18 protein-coding genes and 2 tRNA genes are annotated in these 16,107 nt (G+C 69.1%); 8 read left to right on the forward strand and 12 right to left on the reverse strand.

Going from position 1 to position 16,107, the window contains the following annotated elements; all coding sequences use genetic code 11:
* Positions 1-18: 18 nt before the first annotated feature.
* Positions 19-92, forward strand: a tRNA-Ile gene (locus KZC57_RS10055).
* A gap of 26 nt (positions 93-118) precedes the next feature.
* Positions 119-194 (forward strand) — tRNA-Ala (locus KZC57_RS10060).
* A 9-nt stretch (positions 195-203) separates the two neighbouring features.
* Here the strand turns inward: KZC57_RS10060 and KZC57_RS16530 are convergent.
* Together KZC57_RS16530 and KZC57_RS10070 are read right to left on the reverse strand one after the other, a co-directional pair.
* Entirely contained in the window at positions 204-1,325 is a 1,122-nt protein-coding gene (locus tag KZC57_RS16530; protein ID WP_247641652.1) for a Xaa-Pro peptidase family protein, read from the reverse strand.
* Positions 1,326-1,375: 50 nt separating this feature from the next.
* Positions 1,376-1,822, reverse strand: a complete 447-nt coding sequence (locus KZC57_RS10070) for an iron chaperone (RefSeq protein WP_060922728.1) — start codon at positions 1,820-1,822, stop codon at positions 1,376-1,378.
* A 134-nt stretch (positions 1,823-1,956) separates the two neighbouring features.
* Here KZC57_RS10070 and KZC57_RS10075 point away from each other — a divergent pair, with 134 nt between their 5' ends.
* Complete coding sequence (locus KZC57_RS10075) at positions 1,957-2,379, forward strand: NUDIX hydrolase (RefSeq protein WP_060922727.1); 423 nt, start codon at positions 1,957-1,959, stop codon at positions 2,377-2,379.
* A gap of 14 nt (positions 2,380-2,393) precedes the next feature.
* Here KZC57_RS10075 and KZC57_RS10080 read toward each other — a convergent pair whose 3' ends face one another.
* Both KZC57_RS10080 and KZC57_RS10085 read right to left on the reverse strand, forming a co-directional pair.
* On the reverse strand, positions 2,394-2,876 hold the full coding sequence (locus KZC57_RS10080; RefSeq protein WP_231919545.1) for an aminoacyl-tRNA deacylase: 483 nt from the start codon (positions 2,874-2,876) through the stop codon (positions 2,394-2,396).
* Positions 2,873-3,370: a hypothetical protein gene (locus KZC57_RS10085; protein ID WP_025102885.1), complete on the reverse strand. Its 498-nt coding sequence runs from the start codon at positions 3,368-3,370 to the stop codon at positions 2,873-2,875. Before KZC57_RS10085 ends, KZC57_RS10080 begins: the two co-directional genes overlap by 4 nt.
* 146 nt (positions 3,371-3,516) lie before the next feature.
* Between KZC57_RS10085 and KZC57_RS10090 the strand changes: the two genes are divergently transcribed.
* On the forward strand, positions 3,517-4,074 hold the full coding sequence (locus tag KZC57_RS10090; protein ID WP_025102886.1) for a peptidylprolyl isomerase: 558 nt from the start codon (positions 3,517-3,519) through the stop codon (positions 4,072-4,074).
* A 21-nt stretch (positions 4,075-4,095) separates the two neighbouring features.
* Positions 4,096-4,989, forward strand: a complete 894-nt coding sequence (locus tag KZC57_RS10095) for a rhomboid family intramembrane serine protease (RefSeq protein ID WP_105948957.1) — start codon at positions 4,096-4,098, stop codon at positions 4,987-4,989.
* A 153-nt stretch (positions 4,990-5,142) separates the two neighbouring features.
* Here KZC57_RS10095 and KZC57_RS10100 read toward each other — a convergent pair whose 3' ends face one another.
* Positions 5,143-5,382 carry a cell division protein CrgA gene (locus KZC57_RS10100; RefSeq protein ID WP_025102888.1) on the reverse strand — a complete coding sequence of 80 codons (240 nt, stop codon included), beginning with the start codon at positions 5,380-5,382 and terminating at the stop codon, positions 5,143-5,145.
* A gap of 104 nt (positions 5,383-5,486) precedes the next feature.
* Between KZC57_RS10100 and KZC57_RS10105 the strand changes: the two genes are divergently transcribed.
* Genes KZC57_RS10105 through KZC57_RS10115 form a run of 3 tightly spaced genes read left to right on the forward strand, consistent with a single transcriptional unit; the run spans position 5,487 to position 7,091 of the window.
* Positions 5,487-6,281 carry a class E sortase gene (locus KZC57_RS10105; protein WP_060922725.1) on the forward strand — a complete coding sequence of 265 codons (795 nt, stop codon included), beginning with the start codon at positions 5,487-5,489 and terminating at the stop codon, positions 6,279-6,281.
* 25 nt (positions 6,282-6,306) lie between these two features.
* The gene (locus KZC57_RS10110) at positions 6,307-6,462 is read left to right on the forward strand and encodes a hypothetical protein (RefSeq protein WP_247641653.1); all 156 of its coding nucleotides are present in this window, start codon (positions 6,307-6,309) and stop codon (positions 6,460-6,462) included.
* Positions 6,459-7,091, forward strand: a complete 633-nt coding sequence (locus KZC57_RS10115) for an aminodeoxychorismate/anthranilate synthase component II (protein ID WP_247641654.1) — start codon at positions 6,459-6,461, stop codon at positions 7,089-7,091. The genes KZC57_RS10110 and KZC57_RS10115 overlap by 4 nt, the downstream gene beginning before the upstream one ends.
* Positions 7,092-7,109: 18 nt before the next feature.
* On the opposite strand, the gene pknB is transcribed toward KZC57_RS10115, so the two are convergent.
* Genes pknB through KZC57_RS10150 form a run of 7 tightly spaced genes read right to left on the reverse strand, consistent with a single transcriptional unit; the run spans position 7,110 to position 15,987 of the window.
* Positions 7,110-8,801, reverse strand: coding sequence for a Stk1 family PASTA domain-containing Ser/Thr kinase (pknB, locus tag KZC57_RS10120; protein ID WP_105948959.1), 1,692 nt, complete (start codon positions 8,799-8,801; stop codon positions 7,110-7,112).
* A gap of 50 nt (positions 8,802-8,851) precedes the next feature.
* Positions 8,852-10,597: a serine/threonine-protein kinase gene (locus tag KZC57_RS10125; protein ID WP_082750095.1), complete on the reverse strand. Its 1,746-nt coding sequence runs from the start codon at positions 10,595-10,597 to the stop codon at positions 8,852-8,854.
* Complete coding sequence (locus KZC57_RS10130) at positions 10,594-12,048, reverse strand: penicillin-binding protein 2 (protein ID WP_060922721.1); 1,455 nt, start codon at positions 12,046-12,048, stop codon at positions 10,594-10,596. Before KZC57_RS10130 ends, KZC57_RS10125 begins: the two co-directional genes overlap by 4 nt.
* A 1-nt stretch (position 12,049) precedes the next feature.
* Positions 12,050-13,435 (reverse strand): FtsW/RodA/SpoVE family cell cycle protein, encoded by a 1,386-nt coding sequence (locus KZC57_RS10135; protein WP_060922720.1) that lies wholly within the window; start codon positions 13,433-13,435, stop codon positions 12,050-12,052.
* Positions 13,432-14,736: a PP2C family serine/threonine-protein phosphatase gene (locus tag KZC57_RS10140; protein WP_060922719.1), complete on the reverse strand. Its 1,305-nt coding sequence runs from the start codon at positions 14,734-14,736 to the stop codon at positions 13,432-13,434. The genes KZC57_RS10135 and KZC57_RS10140 overlap by 4 nt, the downstream gene beginning before the upstream one ends.
* 7 nt (positions 14,737-14,743) lie before the next feature.
* Positions 14,744-15,265 carry an FHA domain-containing protein gene (locus KZC57_RS10145; protein ID WP_025102896.1) on the reverse strand — a complete coding sequence of 174 codons (522 nt, stop codon included), beginning with the start codon at positions 15,263-15,265 and terminating at the stop codon, positions 14,744-14,746.
* Positions 15,262-15,987, reverse strand: a complete 726-nt coding sequence (locus tag KZC57_RS10150) for a DUF3662 and FHA domain-containing protein (RefSeq protein ID WP_247641655.1) — start codon at positions 15,985-15,987, stop codon at positions 15,262-15,264. The genes KZC57_RS10145 and KZC57_RS10150 overlap by 4 nt, the downstream gene beginning before the upstream one ends.
* Positions 15,988-16,107 lie beyond the last annotated feature (120 nt).

Genomic DNA, 16,107 nt, shown 5'->3' on the forward strand with positions numbered 1-16,107 from the left:
AAAGTTCTGGAGGTTGACGGGGCTATAGCTCAGGCGGTTAGAGCGCTTCACTGATAATGAAGAGGTCCCAGGTTCAAGTCCTGGTAGCCCCACCCTTTCAATTCAAGAATTCCCTCACGGGGCCTTAGCTCAGTTGGTAGAGCGCCTGCTTTGCAAGCAGGATGTCAGGAGTTCGAATCTCCTAGGCTCCACCATCCTCTCCCTCACCGGTCGGCCGGCGTGAGTTCGTGCGGCGCCGTGTTCAGTCGCTCGGCCCCGTCTGCCGTCACGACCACGATGTCCTCGATGCGGGCTCCCCACTCGTCGGCGAAGTAGATGCCGGGCTCGATGCTGAAGGCCATGCCCTCGCGGAGCACGAGGTCGTTGCCGGGCGCGATGTAGGGCTCCTCGTGCACCGAGACGCCGATCCCGTGACCCGTGCGATGCAGGAACGCGTCGCCGAGCCCCGCCTCCGCGAGAACCGAGCGGGCGGCCGCGTCGACCTCCGCCGCGGTGACCCCGGGGTGCACCGCATCCACGGCGGCCTGCTGCGCCCGGACGAGAGTGGCGATCCGGTCCGCGGCTGCCGGATCGGGCGTTCCGACGACGTAGGTCCTCGTGCTGTCCGAGTTGTAGCCGCTCGGAACGGCACCCCCGATGTCGACGACCACCACATCGCCGTCCTCGATGACCCGGTCGGAGACCTCGTGGTGCGGGTCGGCCCCGTTGGGCCCCGACCCGACGATGACGAACTCGACGGTCCGATGCCCCTCCTCCACGATCGCCGCGGCGATGTCGGCGGCGACCTCCCGCTCGGTGCGGCCGGCGCGCAGCCAGCCGGGCACGCGGCGGTGCACGGCATCGATCGCCGCGCCGGCTCGGCGCAGCTCGGCGATCTCCTCGTCGTCCTTGGTCATCCGGCCCTCGCGGAGCACCGGCGTGGCGAGTTCGAGCCGGGCCTCCAGCCCTTCCCCGATCGGGACGACGTGCAGCGCGGGAAGCGCCTCCGACACCCCGACGCGGGAGACGGGACCGGTCGCCGCGGCGACGAGGGCGTACGGATCGTCGCCGTCGACCCAATCGGCGACGGTCAGTCCGAGTTCTCCGACGGCCGTGCTGCGCACCTTGGCGAGCTCCATCCGCGGGACGATGACCGTCGCCGCGCCCTGCGGCGGCAGGACGAGGGCGGTCAGCCGCTCGATGGTGTCACCCTCGACACCGAGGAGGTACTGCAGGTCGGGGCCGGGACCGACGATGATCGCGTCGAGGCCAGCCTCCTTGGCGCGCTCCTGCGCGCGTGCGAGACGGCGGGCGTAGACGGCGGCGGAGAAGGGAAGGGTGCTCACAGGCACCACGCTAACGCGCGCGACCCCGCTGCGTCAGATCCACTTCGGGATCAGCTGATCGCCTGGCGGATGCGTCCGGCGAGGAACTCGAGGTCCTTCTCCGTGAGCGCGGTCACCGCGTACGCGGTCGGCCAGACGGTGCCGTCATCGAGGTTGGAGATCGGCTCGAACCCGAAGGTGCCGTAGCGGACCTTGAACTTGCTGGCCGGCTGGAAGAAGCACAGCACCTTCCCGTCGCGCCCCCACGCGGGCATACCGTAGTACGTGCGCGGCACGAGGTCCGGCGCCACCTCGGAGACCAGCGCGTGCAGCTTCTCCGCAAGGGCCCTGTCCTCATCGGTGAGCTTGGCGACGGCCTCCTTCAGGTCGGCCTCTCCGGCCGCGCGCAGCTCCTCCGGCGACTTCTTCGCTCGCGAGCGTCGCGTGCGGGCCTCCTTGGCGGCGGCCTGCATGGCCTCGCGCTCCTCGGCGGTGAAGTTCTTCTCGGTGTCAGCCATGATGTTCCTCTCGCGGGCCGGATGAGGCTCCCAGCGTAGGGACGGCGCGTGATGTCGGGCTTCTCGATTCGTGATCGATCACCCCGATCGTCACGCGGCGAGGGACGGCCCGAGACCCGGATAAGGTGTGACGCATGGACCTGCGCGTCGCCGCATACGGGGTCGTCACCGATGAGGGTGGGCGCCTCCTGCTGGCGCGGTGGACGGAGGGCCGACGCGTGGCGTGGACGCTCCCGGGCGGCGGCCTGGAACCGGGCGAGGCGCCGGAGGATGCGGTGCGGCGGGAGCTCCGCGAGGAGACCGGGTACACGGTCCGGGTCGGGCAACTCCTCGGCATCCACTCCCGTGTCATCCCGGCCGGACGGCGCGTGCAGAAGTCGTCCGACCCCCTGCATACCCTGCGCATCGTCTATCGGGCCGAGGTCACCGGGGGGAAGCTGCGCTGGGAGACGGACGGCTCCACCGATCGCGCCGAGTGGTTCGCGCTCTCCGCTGTCGCCGGACTGCAGCGTGTACGGCTGGTGGACATCGCCCTGCGGATGGCCGGCCTGCTCTGAGGCTCCGGCGACGGTCAGCGCTCTTCGGGCACCGAGATGTCGGCGACGGTCGCCCCGTACGCCGCGATGAGGGCGTCGGCGTCGACGAAGAGGCTGTATCCGTGCGCGCCCGCGCCCATCGCGACCCGCTCGCCGACGATGGACGCGTCGGCGTAGACAGGCCAATCCGTGGTGCTGCCGATCGGGACGATGGTTCCGCGCTCGTAACCGGTCGCCGCGAGAGCGAGCTCGGGTTCGGGCAGGCGGAGTTTGTTCACTCCGACGACGGCCCGCAGCTTCGGCCAGGAGATGGACCGACCACCGGGGATGAGCGCGAACAGATAGGTGTCGTCCGAGCGCTTGACCACGAGGGTCTTCACGATGCCGGACGGCGGGATGCCGAGGATCTCGGCGGCTTCGACGAGGCTACGCGCCTGCGGCCGCTCGCGGATCTCGATGTCGAGTCCGCGGGCGGCCGCAGCATCCCTCACCCGCGCGTGCGGGTCGGGAGTGGTCACGCGTCGGGAGCCGACAGCGGGTCGTCGGCGACCCAGAGCTCGTCGTCGGCCCGCAGCGCCTGCCAGGCGGCGTACAGCACGCCGACGGCGGCCGCAGCACCCAGGACGATGGCGATGACGGATCCGAGACCGGGACCCTTCTTCTGCGAGACGGCCTTGCGGGCCTTGTACTCGACGCCGTGGCGCTTGGCGTTCGCGACGTCCCAGGCGGTCAGCGCCGTACCGACGACGCCGCCCACGATCGGAACGACCTTGTCGTCCACGACGTGCTTGCCGGCCTTGACCGAGCGGTCCACGACCGGGGCGACGCGGCGGTTGTAGGTGTCCTGGACCACCGGGACGATCTGCTCGCGATTGAAGTTGCCGAGCTGGCGACCCGCCTCACGAGCGACGTCGGCAGCGTGGCCGACGAGCACCTGCTGGTCTTCCCACAGCTGGTTCGCGTCCTTCTGAAGACGACGAAGCTGCTTCTTCCGCTTGCGGCTGAGGCTCACGATGCTCTCCTGTCCATTGGAGTACGGGTTCCCCATCTTGCCACGAGAGGCTGGATGCGGCGAGGGAATCGCCCGCCCCTTGCATCATCGGCTCCCGCGTTGTACATGCCCGGCTCGCTCACCGGAAGCTCTGCGAGAATGAACGCATGGTTCACGCTTCCCACGTCGCAACTCTGCACACCAACCACGGTGACATCGTCATCAACCTCTTCGGCGACCACGCCCCGAAGACGGTCAAGAACTTCGTCGGCCTCGCCGACGGCTCCCAGGAGTGGACGCACCCCGCCACCGGCAAGCCGGGCGAGGGTCCCCTCTACAAGGACGTCATCTTCCACCGCATCATCCCGAACTTCATGATCCAGGGCGGCGACCCGCTCGGCCAGGGCGTCGGCGGTCCGGGGTACAACTTCGACGACGAGATCAACAACGAGCTCAACTTCAACGAGCCCTACATCCTCGCGATGGCCAACGCGGGCCTCCGCCGCAACGCCATCACCGGCAAGGTCGAGGGCACCAACGGCTCGCAGTTCTTCATCACGACCGACCCGACCCCGTGGCTGCAGGGCAAGCACACGATCTTCGGGGAGGTCGCCGATGACGCATCGCGCAAGGTCGTCGACGCGATCTCCGCGGTCCCGACGGCGGCGGGCGACCGCCCGATCGAGCCCGTGGTGCTGCAGTCGATCGACATCGTCGCCGCCTGACGACAGCGACGGCCGATCCGGATGACGACGCCCGAGTTCACGAACAACCGTGAGAACTTCTGCTACCGGCATCCGGATCGGCAGTCCTTCGTGCTCTGCCAGCGGTGCCTGCGCACCATCTGCCCCGAGTGTCAGACGCCCGCCCCGGTCGGCGTCATCTGCCCGGAGTGCATGAACGCGGAGCGCAAGAACCGCACCCCCGCTCAGAAGAAGGCCGCGCGTCGGTGGCGTGGTGGTGGGGCCACGACCATGGGTGCCGTGCGCAGCGGCAAGCCCGTCGTCACGTACGTCCTGCTGGCGGTGACGTCGTTCATCGGCCTGGTGCAGCTGATCCCCGGGCTCAACGCCCCGATCATCCAGGCTCTCGGCTTCTACGCGCCGTTCCTCTACCCGAACCTCTCCCTCCTGCCGTTCGAGCCGTGGCGATTGCTGACCGTGCTGTTCGTGCACGGGGGCTTCGTGCATCTCGCGCTGAACATGCTCGCCCTGTGGATGCTCGGACAGAACCTCGAACCGATGCTCGGTCGTGTCCGCTATCTCGCGCTGTACCTCATCAGCGGTCTCGGCGGATCCGTCGCGGTGGCCGTCCTCGCTCCGGAGACGTGGACGGTCGGCGCCTCCGGGGCGATCTTCGGGCTCCTGGCGTCCCTCCTGATCATCGGACGCCACATCGGGGCCAACGTCACCGGCATCCTCGTGATCCTCGGCATCAACTTCGCCTTCGGGTTCTTCGCCGGTGGCATCTCCTGGCAGGCGCACCTCGGCGGCGCGATCACGGGCGCGCTCGTCGCCCTCATCTACGTCCGCACGAAGCGCCGTGACCAGCGGACCTGGCAGATCGTGTCGCTCGCCGCCCTGGTGGTTCTGTTGATCGTCGTGGTCGCCGTGGTGCCGCCCCTCATCCTTTTGGCCTGATCCTGAGTTGTTAACAGGGTTGTTAACCCCTGTGAATAACATCGGTGTAATTCTCCCCAGTGTGGGGATAACCTGTGGATAACTCGACGCCTGCCGCGCAGACGAAAGGAACCCCCCGCCGAAGAGGCGAGGGGTTCCTTTCGTTCTGAGCGGTCAGCGCCAGCGAGTGGTCATGAGGAATCCGATGAGGGCGATGCCCAGACCGATGGCCAGATTCCAGTTGTCGAGGCCGGGGATGGGGAACTGCATGCCCGAGATGTAGAAGACGAGGATCCAGGCGAGGCCGAGGAGCATGAAGCCGATCATCACCGGCTTGAACCAGACGGCGTTGGGAGCGGCGTCGCCCTCGGCGCGCTCGACGGCGGGTTCTTCGGTCTTGCGGTCACGTGCCATGTCGTCATTGTACCCGGGAGACCTCGGCGCCGACGAGACGTGAGGACGTCGATCGGCGGCGCCCCGGCTCCTGCTGCACAGGTCGGGCGGATATGATCACGCCCATGACTGCATCTGTCGTGCCTGGGGGGCGGCGCGAGCGGCGGCAGCGACCCCGGTCGCGCGCCACGTTCGCGAGTGTGCTCGGCGAACTCCTCCTGACCGCCGGCGTCGTCGTGCTCCTCTTCGTCGCCTGGCAGATGTGGATCGGCGACATCATCATCGCGGCGCAGAAGAACGAGGAGGGTGCCGCGATCTCGCAGCAGCTCGCCGCGGGGGAGGCACCGGAACTGCCGCCGCTGGTCGAGACGGACGACGGTGAGACGGTCTACGAGGCGCCCGTCCCGGCGGCACCGGCCGACGGGGAGTGGTTCGGACAGATGCACATCCCCCGGTTCGGCGCCGACTACAACTTCGGCATCTACGGCGGCACGAGTCGCGCGCGCACCCTCGATCAGAAGGGCATCGGCGTCTACACGCAGTCGAAGATGCCTGGAGAGGTCGGCAACTTCTCGCTCGCCGGCCACCGCACGACCTGGGGCAAGCCGTTCAACCAGCTCGACAAGCTGCACGTCGGCGACGCGATCGTCGTGGAGACCCCTGACGGCTGGTACACCTATCGGTTCCGCACGCTGGAGTACGTGAAGCCGACGCAGACCGACGTGCTCGCCGATGTGCCGCAGATGCCGGAGCAGCAGACGGGGGAGCAGTACATCACCCTGACGGCCTGCTCACCGCTGTACTCGCTCGCCGAGCGCATCGTCGCGTACGGGGTGTTCGAGAGCTTCCAGCCGCGAGCCGAGGGACCCCCGTCCGCTCTGACCGACCCGCCGCCCCCGCCGGCCGCACCGTCCGTGTGACCCGCCTCCAGGAGAGAGAAGACCCATGTACGCCGCACTCTGGCGCCTGCTGCCCGGTCCCTGGTGGCTGCGCGTCCTCATCCTGCTCGTGGTGATGGCCGCGGTGCTCTACGCGCTGTTCTGGTACGTGTTCCCCTGGGTCAGCCCCCTCATCTCCCCCGGCGAGGTCGACGTCGAATGACGCGCGTCCTGGTGGTCGACAACCACGACAGCTTCGTGCACACCCTCGTGGGATATCTCAGCGAGCTCGGTGCGGACACCACGCTCGTGGAGTCCGACGCGACCGACGCGGCCGAGCTCGAGGAGCTTCTCGGCGCGCATGACGCGCTCCTGCTCTCCCCCGGTCCCGGGGCTCCTGCCGATGCCGGCGTCTCGATCGACGCTGCTCGCATCGCGGTGCGGCGGGGGATCCCCACGCTCGGAGTGTGTCTCGGGCATCAGGTCATCGGGGCCGCTTTCGGCACGGCCGTCCGGTCTGCTCCCGAGGTCATGCACGGCATGGTCTCGGCGGTCCGCCACGACGGCTCCGCCCTGTTCGCGGGGATCCCCTCACCTTTCGACGTCGGGCGTTATCACTCGCTCGCGCTGTCCGCGGCAGACCTCCCCGATGACCTCGCGGCCACCGCCACCGCCCCCGACGGCACCGTGATGGCGCTGGCGCACCGGACGTTGCCGCTGCACGGGGTGCAGTTCCATCCGGAGAGCGTCCTCACCCGAGGGGGTTACCGGCTCCTCGCCAACTGGCTCCGCCTCTGCGGCGACGAGGAGGCCGTCGCCCGCTCCGCCCTCCTCGATCCGCTGACGCGCTGAGCCGCGGCGCGTCCCGCGTCAGGACCCGGTGCAGTAGCGGAGTTCGACCGACGACCCGACGGGGACATCGCCCGGAGCGATGGACATCGAGTGCACCGTCGCCGGATCCGTCGCCGGGCACTCCGGCGCCTCGGTCGGCACCGGCGTGAGTCCCAGGTCGTCGAGCGCCTGCGTCGCCGAGTCCATGGACCAGCCGACGACGTTGTTCAGCGTCACCTTCCCGCTGGCGACCTCGAGGTTCACGACGGTGCCCGGAGCCACCTCGGCCTCCGCCTGCTCGCTCGCCGTCATCACCGTGTTGGCGGCGAGACCCTTGTCATTGCGTTGCGTCACCGTGCCGAGTTCGAGGCCGGCGGCCTTCAGCGCCTTCGTCGCGGCATCGAGGGACATCCCCTCGAGCTTCGGCACGACCACCGTCTCCTCGCCGGACGACACGTAGAGGGTGACCGTCGAGCCCTTCTCCACGGACACGCCGCCCTCGGGATCGGTGCGGATGACGTTGCCCTCGGCGATCGACGGGCTCGACTCGATGACGATCTTCGAGGAGAGGTCCAGTTCCGCGAGGTCGTCCTGCGCGCGCTCGGAGGCGACGTTCGTCAGATCAGGGACGAGCCTCGAGGTGCTCGGCACGTCGGCGGGGCGCATGCTGATGGTCCAGACCCAGAACAGCACGGACGCCAGGAGCACCGCCAGCAGCGCGACTCCCGCCCAGATCCACGCGACGGGCGGTCCCGACTGTGTGCGGGCCATCGTGGTGTCGGTGCTGAGCTGACGCAGCGACCGCGCCGTCTCCTGCGCCTGGCGCGGACTCGGGCCGTAGAGCTCGCTCGTCAGGGCGCCGATCTGCTTGCGCGTGGGGGCGGCGCCGGTCACCGCGGCGTCCAGAGCGGCGCGGAAGTGGGCGGCGTCCGGATACCGCTGATACGGGTCCTTCGCGAGGGCGCGCAGCACGATCGGGTCCAGGGCTGCGGGCGACTCCTCGTTGACCTCGGAGGGCGGGACCGGTGTCTCGCTGACGTGCTGGTAGGCGACGGCGACCGGCGACTCGCCGCGGAACGGCTGCCGTCCGGTCAGCAGCTCGTAGAGCACCACGCCTGTGGAGTAGAGGTCGGCACGAGCATCGACCGGCTCGCCCTTGGCCTGCTCGGGCGAGAAGTAGGCGGCGGTGCCGATGATCTGGGTGGTCTCGGCCACGGTCGAGGAGGAGTCGGACACCGCGCGGGCGATGCCGAAGTCCATCACCTTCACCTGGCCCTTGTCGGTGACCATGACGTTGCCCGGTTTGATGTCGCGGTGAACGACGCCGGCGCGGTGCGAGTAGTCCAGCGCCTCGAGGATCCCGTCGACGTAGCGCACCGCATCCTCGACGGGTACGGGGCCATCGGCGATGATCTTCTTGAGCAGGGTGCCCTTGACCAGCTCCATCACGATGTACGGCGGCTCGTCCGAGGAGCTGTCGACCGTTGAGGGGTCGCCGGCGTCATACACCCGCACGATCGACGGGTGCGACATGCGTGACGCCGACTGCGCCTCCAGACGGAATCGCGTACGGAAACTGGTGTCGCGGGCGAGCTCAGGGTCGAGGATCTTGATCGCGATCTCGCGGCCGAGCGTCAGATCGTACCCGCGGTACACCTTCGCCATCCCGCCGTGCCCGATGAGCTCGTCGACGCGGTACCGGCCCGCGATGACTTGTGGCTCTGTGGACACGGATGACCCCCTGGAAACGACTGCGGCTGGACTGGATACCCAGGCTACCCTTAGGCGCCGTCCTCGCTGTCACCCTCGCCGTCCTCCGGGGCCACGATCGTGACGGACAGCGGCGGGGAGGCGTTCGACGTGCGCTGGTCGCCCCCGGAGCACAGGCCCTGATACGTCGCGATGAGCTGCTTCCCCACGGCGTCCCCGACCGTCACCTGCGCGTTGCGCTCCGTCGGCTGGAAGTTCGGCCCGCCCGAAGCGAAGGTGCCGTTCTGCAGGGAAACGACGTAGCCGGACAGCGTGGTGCCACTGGGGCAGGTGAAACCGGTGCCCCAGGAGATCGTCACGGTGCTGCCGGCGATCGGGTCGCCGGTGATCGTCGGCTCGTCCGTCGGCGTCGGCAGCGGCGTGCGGCCGGCGTAGACCGTGAGAGCGATCGGGGTCGTCGTCGCGACGTTCCCCTCCGGCTGCACGCGGTAGACCTTGCCGACATCGCCGTCGCTCGGGGCGGGGTCGCCCTCACCGCAGGCGATGTCGGAGAACCCGGCCTCCTTGAGCGTCGCGGTCGCCGTGCCGCAGTCCATGCCGTTGAGCCCGAGCGCGGTCACGTCGACCCGGGTCTCGTCGGGCGTGGGCTCCTGCGAGGGCGTCTGCGTCTGGGTCTGCGTGGGGGTGCGGCTCGCGGACCCGGTGGGGTCGGGGTCGGTGTCCTTGCCCTGGTTGCCGAACAGCGCCCACAGTGTGCCGGCGACGACGATGAGCAGCAGGACCAGCAGCGCGATCAGCGGCCAGGTCCACGCACTCTTCTTCTTCTTTTTCTTCTCCTGCTCGTCCGCCGCGGCCTCGTCGGTGGGCAGCTGCGCGGTGGTGGGCAGGATTCGCGTCGTGCCGTCGTCGCCGGTCGCGGTCAGCATCCGCGTGGCGTCGTCGTCCCCGGCGATGCCGCCCGTCGCGATGGCGGGCACGGCGATGGCGGCGGAGTTCAGGTCTCCGCGGCGGAGGGCCTGGGCCGCGCGGGCGACCGTGGCCGAGGAGGACGGGCGGTCCGCCGGCTTCTTCGCGATCATCGCCATGACCAGGTTCTGCACGGGGATCGGGACCGTCGGCGGCAGCGGCGGGGGCTGCTCGTTGATCTGCGCCATGGCGATCGCGACCTGCGACTCGCCGGTGAACGGGCGCTTGCCGGCGAGGCACTCGTACGCGACGATGCCCAGCGAGTACGTGTCGGTCGCGGGGGAGGCAGGGTGACCCGATGCCTGCTCCGGCGACAGGTACTGCACCGTGCCCATGACCTGCCCGGTCGCCGTGAGCGGTACCTGGTCGGCGATGCGGGCGATACCGAAGTCGGTGATCTTCACGCGGCCATCCGGCGTGATGAGGAGGTTCCCGGGCTTGATGTCGCGGTGCACGAGACCCGCCGCATGCGCGGCTTGGAGGGCCGAAGCGGTCTGCGCGACGATGTCGAGCGTCTTGTCGGCACTCAGCGCGCCGTCCCGCTCGAGGATCGTCGAGAGGGCTTCACCCGGGACGAGCTCCATGACGAGGTAGGCGCTGCCGTTCTCCTCGCCGTAGTCGAACACGCTGGCGATGCCCTCGTGATTGACGAGCGCGGCGTGACGCGCCTCCGCGCGGAACCGCTCGAGGAACCCGGGGTCCCCCATGTATTCGTCCTTGAGGATCTTGATGGCGACGGTGCGTCCGATGACGTGATCCGTCGCCTCCCACACCTCGCCCATGCCGCCGATCGCAATCCGCGACTGCAGCTCGTAGCGACCACCGAACGACACACCCTGCGTCGGCCTCATCTGCCCAGCACCGCCTCTATGACCTTCTTCGCAATCGGAGCGGCGATGGTGTCCCCGCTTCCTGATTGACCCTGTCCGCCGCCGTTCTCGACGACGACCGCTACCGCGACCGCGGGGTCGTCCGCGGGGGCGAACCCCGTGAACCACAGTGTGTGCGGCCTGTTTCCGTTCTCCGCCGTTCCGGTCTTACCGGCCACGTCGACCCCGTCTATTCTTGCACCCTGCGCCGCGCCGTTTGAGACGCTGGCGACCATGGCGGAGGTCACCTCGTCCGCCACGTCCGGCTCCATGGCGCGACCGAACTCGGTGCTGTCGAACGACCGGATCACCGAGAGGTCGTTGCCGATGACGGCGTCGACCATCTGCGGGTTCATCACGACGCCATCGTTGGCGATGCCGGCCGAGACCATGGCGATCTGCAGGGGCGTCGCGGTCACCTGTCCCTGACCGAATCCGGTGAGGGCGGTCTGCGCGTCGTCGAGTCCCTGGGGGTAGCTCGAGGGCGTCGAGGTGAGCGGGATGTCGAAGCTGCGGTTGAACCCGAACTTCTCCGCCATCTCCCTGATCGTGTCGTCGCCGAGTTCGACGGCGAGCTCGGCCATGGGGATGTTGCAGCTGAGACGGATCGCCTCGGCGATCGTGACCGTCGCACCGGAGCCGCAGGTGCCGCCCCATGCGTTGGAGACACGACTGTTCGACCCCGGCAGCGTGTACGAGGCGGGGTTGGGGAGGGTCGACTCCGGCGTCCACTCGCCACTGGCGTAGGCGGCCGCCGCCACGACGATCTTGAACGTCGAGCCCGGGGGATTGAGATCACCGGCGATCGCGCGGTTCGACAGCGGCTTGCCGGGGTCGGCCACGAGCTGGTCGTAGGTGGCGTTGGCGGCGTTCGCGTCGTGGGTCGCCATGCTGTTGGTGTCGAAGCCGGGAGTGGACGCCAGCGCGAGGATGCGCCCGGTCTTCGGGTCCATCGCCACGACGGCGCCCTGCAGGCCGTCCAGGGCCTCGGTGGCGGCGCGCTGCGCTGCCGTGTTCAACGAGAGCTCGACGCTGAATCCGCGCTGAGGCTGGCCGGAGAGGATGCGCTCGATCTCCGCGAAGAAGGCGTTCGAGCCGGTGCCGGAGAGGTCGGCGTTCATCGCCTCCTCGATGCCGGTGGCCGAGCCCAGAGCGGGGTTGAAGTAGCCGGTGACGGGCTCCCACATCTCGGCGTCGGTGTACACGCGCTGGAATCGGTACTGGTCGTCGCTGGGGACCGAGTTGGCGATCGCGGTGCCGTCGACGATGATCGCGCCGCGCTGGATCTCGTAGCTGTCCAGCCGGGTGCGCTTGTTATGCGGGTTCTGCGACAGGCCGTCCGTCTCGACGACCTGGATCCAGCTCGTCGCGGCGAACAGCGCGATGAACATGAACAGCATGACGATGCTGAGTCTGCGGAGCTCTTTGGTCATGTCAGCCGATCACCACCCGGGGCTGACGGCGGACGCCGTCGGAGATGCGGAGGAGGAGCGCCACGATGAGCCAGTTCGCGACGAGCGACGAGCCGCCGGCGGCCAGGAACGGGGTGGTCAGGCCGGTCAGCGGGATGACCCGCGTGACACCGCCGACCATGATGAACACCTGCAGCGCGATGGTGAACGACAGGCCCGTGGCGAGCAGCTTGCCGAAGTCGTCCTGACCGGCGAGCCCGATGCGCACGCCGCGGCTCACGAACACCATGTAGAGGCAGAGGATCGCGAAGAGCCCGATGAGGCCGAGCTCCTCGCCCAGGCTCGTGATGATGTAGTCGCTGTGCGCGAGCGGCGTGATCTCCGGGCGACCCTGCCCCCAGCCGGTGCCGATGAGGCCGCCGCGGGCGAGACCGAACAGCCCCTGCATGGGCTGGTAGCCGGCGACGTCGGGGTCGACCTTGGAGGAGTCGAACAGGAAGAGCCAGTTGATGAAACGACCCTGCACGTAGCTGAGGATCTGGGACGCGACGGCGACGCCCGCGACCACGAGGCCGAGACCGATGAGCACCCAGCTCGTCTTGCCGGTGGCGACGTAGAGCATGGCCACGAACATGCCGAAGATGAGCGTTCCGGTGCCGAGGTCGCGCTGGACGACGATGATGCCGAGGGAGACGAGCCAGACGACGAGCACGGGTCCGAGCTCGCGCATGCGCGGCCAGGTGATCCCGAGCACGCGCTTGCCCACCGACGTCAGGCTCTCCCGCGTCCGCACGAGGTAGCCGGCGAAGAAGATCGCCAGGCAGATCTTGGCGAGCTCTCCGGGCTGGAAGGCGAACATGCCGCCGAGCGAGACCCACACCTGCGCGTTCGCATCGGGGATCCGCAGGCCGGGGACGAACGGCAGGAGCAGTAGGAGGATTCCGGCGAGGCCGAAGATGTAGGTGTACCGGAACAGGATCCGGTAGTTGCGCAGCAGGATGACCACCGTGATCGCTCCGGCGAGGGAGATGGCGGTCCAGGCGAGCTGTTTGGTGGAGTAGGCGTTCCACCCGGTGTTCGCGAAGGCGATGTCGATCCGGTAGATCATCGCGACGCCGAGTCCGGTGAGCAGCGTCGCGATCGGGACGACGAAGGGATCGGCGTCGGCTGCCACGAAGCGCAGCACGATGTGCAGGGCGAAGGCCAGGGCCGCCAGCCCGCCGCCGATCGCCAGGATCATCGGGTCGATGGTGCCGAGAGCGCCGAGCTGGACGAGGGTGAGGGCGGCGCCGCTGATCGCACAGGCGAAGAGGAGCAGCCAGAACTCGCGGTTGCGCTGCGTCTGCGGCATGCGCAGGCGGCGCAGAGCCTTGATGACCGTGGTGTCGGCCTGGACGTCGGTGCTCACCCCGCACCTCCCGAGGGCGTCGCGCTCGGGGAGGGGAGCGGCGTGGGCAACGGGGTCTGCTCGATGATGTTCGCCTCGGCGCCCGTGCGGAGACGGTCCACGATGGCCATGGCGTCCGAGAGCGAGCGCGCGCTGATGGTGCGCTCGACCGAGGCCCGCTGGTACGGGGGCAGGTCGGCGAGGAGGATCTCGGTGTCCTCGACCGGTGTCGACAGCGTGATCGGACCGATGTTCTGCTGCACACCCTGGAAGATCACGACGCTGTCCTCATCCGCGCCGATGAAGTAGCGCGTCTGCGTCCAGCTGTAGGCGGCGAACGCGGCGAAGCCCAGCATGGCCAGCACCACGAGCGTTCCGGCGATCCAGCCCAGCCGGCGGCGCTTGGCGCGACGGCGGTCCTCCTCGATCAGCTCCTCGAGGTACTCGGGTGCCGGCTCGAAGTGGCTCGGTTCGTTCGCAGCCTGGCGGACCGGGTGCAGCCAGTTGCTCCGCGGGGCCCGCACCGGCGGCACGTAGACACCCGACGGGTTCGACGCCGCGCCGACGATCGTGGCGGTGCCGGAATGGACGGGGTGCTGTCCGCCCACATCGACGATCACGATCGTGACGTTATCGGGGGCCCCGCCGTCGAGGGCCTGCTTGAGGAGGTTGTCGGCCGTGCGCCCCGGGGCGAGCCCGAGCTGCATGGCCTTGAGGATGCGGGCCTCGTCCACCACGCCCGAGAGGCCGTCGGAGCACAGCAGCCAGCGGTCGCCGGGCTGCGCGTGCATGACGAACATGTCGAGCTCGGGGTCGGCGTCCATGTCGCTGAGCACCCGCATGAGGACGGAGCGCCGCGGGTGGTACCTGGCCTCTTCCGGGGTGATGCGGCCGGAGTCGACGAGGCGCTGCACGAAGGTGTGGTCGGCGGTGATCTGCGTCAGCGCATCGTCGCGGTAGAGATAGATGCGGGAGTCGCCGATGTGGCCGATGACGGCGTACTCGTCGACCATGATGATGGCGCTGAGCGTGGTGCCGAGTCCGGCGAGCTCCGGGCGGTCCTTTGCCGCGCGGATGAGGTCTCCCGCGGCGGTCGTGGCCGCGGCCTGCAGGGCGGCCTGCGCGTCCTCCGTGGAGGAGTACGGCTGGTCCAGCGGCTCCATGCGCTGGATGGCGATGCTGGAGGCGACGTCGCCGCCCGCGTGTCCGCCCATGCCGTCGGCGACGACGAACAGGTTCGCCCCGGAGTACCCGGAGTCCTGGTTGTTGGAGCGGACCTTCCCGGTGTGGGAGATCGCGGCGCTCGAGCCTTCGAAGACCATGCCGGCGTCAGGCCCTCAACTCGAACGTCGTCGCGCCGACCTTGACCGGGGTGCCGAGGCTCAGGGAGACCGGACCGCCCGTCACCCGCTGGCCGGCGACGAACGTGCCGTTCGTCGAGTCGAGGTCCTGGATCGCCCAGGTGTCACCGCGGAGCAGGAGTCGGGCGTGGTGACTGGAGGTGTAGTCGTCCCGGATCACGAGGGCGGATTCGCTGGAGCGGCCGATCGTCATCGCGTCGGAGCCGAGGGGGAGCTCGAGACCCGCCTTCGGTCCGGAGGTGATCACGAGGCGCTTCGCCGTCGCCACGGTCGCGGGACCGGTCGACGGTCGCGCCGACGAAGGACGGGGCGGGGCGGCCGGGGCTGCGGCAGGAGCGGCGGCGGGTGCTCCCGCGGTCGCCTCGGCGGGGAGCTTGCGGGCGCGCACTCCGAACAGGTCGGCGCGCAGGGAGTAGACGACCCCGAACACGAAGAACCACATCAGCACGAGGAAGCCGATGCGGAGCAGGAGCAGGACCAGTTCGCTCATCCGAGGGCTCCGAACACGCGGGTCGCGTCGTCGTCCGGTCGGGGCGACCGCGACGGGGTGGCGACGGGGACGATGCGGAACACGAGATCGGTGCGACCGATCGTGATCGTGGTGTCGGAGGGGAGGGCGGCTTCGCGGAGCTTCTGCCCGTCCACCTTCGTGCCGTTCGTGGACCCCATGTCGCGGAGCATGGCGCGCTCGCCGTCCCAGAGGATCTCGGCGTGACGACGGCTCGAGCCCGCGTCGGCGATGGTGATGTCGGCATCGGAGCCGCGGCCGATCACCGTGCGGGCACGGGTGAGGGTGTGCCGGCGTCCGTCGACGTCGACCACGGCCTGCCAGCTCACGCGTCCCTCGACGGTGCCCGAGGTGACGCGGACGGTGCCGGTGGCGACCTTGTCGTCCGCTTCGAGCGTGATGGACAGAGGGCCGGCGAAGCTGTACCCCTGCGACTTCGCGTGCTTCGTGAGGAGGGCGTGCAGCTCGTCCGTCAGCGCGCCGCCGAGCCCGCGCATGCGCTCCGCGTCGTCGGGGCTGAGGCGCACGACGTAGTTGTTGGGCGTGATGATGCGGTCGCGGCTCACCACGGCCGCAGTGGTATCCGCCTCGCGTCGCAGCGCCGAAGCGATCTCCACGGGCTGGATGCCGCTGCGGAAGGTCTTCGCGAACGCGCTGTTCACTGCGCGCTCGAGACCCTTCTCAAAGCTGTCAAGTAGTCCCACTGGGCTCCTCTGGCATGCCGACCGGTAGGGACATCGTAGCCAGGTGACCTGGGGGAACGCCGCCGACGCCCCTGCCGGGGTGTGCATCGCGGTCGAAAACGCGTGATATCCTCGGAAAGT

Source organism: Microbacterium sp. KSW4-4 (genome assembly GCF_023091185.1).
GTDB lineage: Bacteria > Actinomycetota > Actinomycetes > Actinomycetales > Microbacteriaceae > Microbacterium > Microbacterium paraoxydans.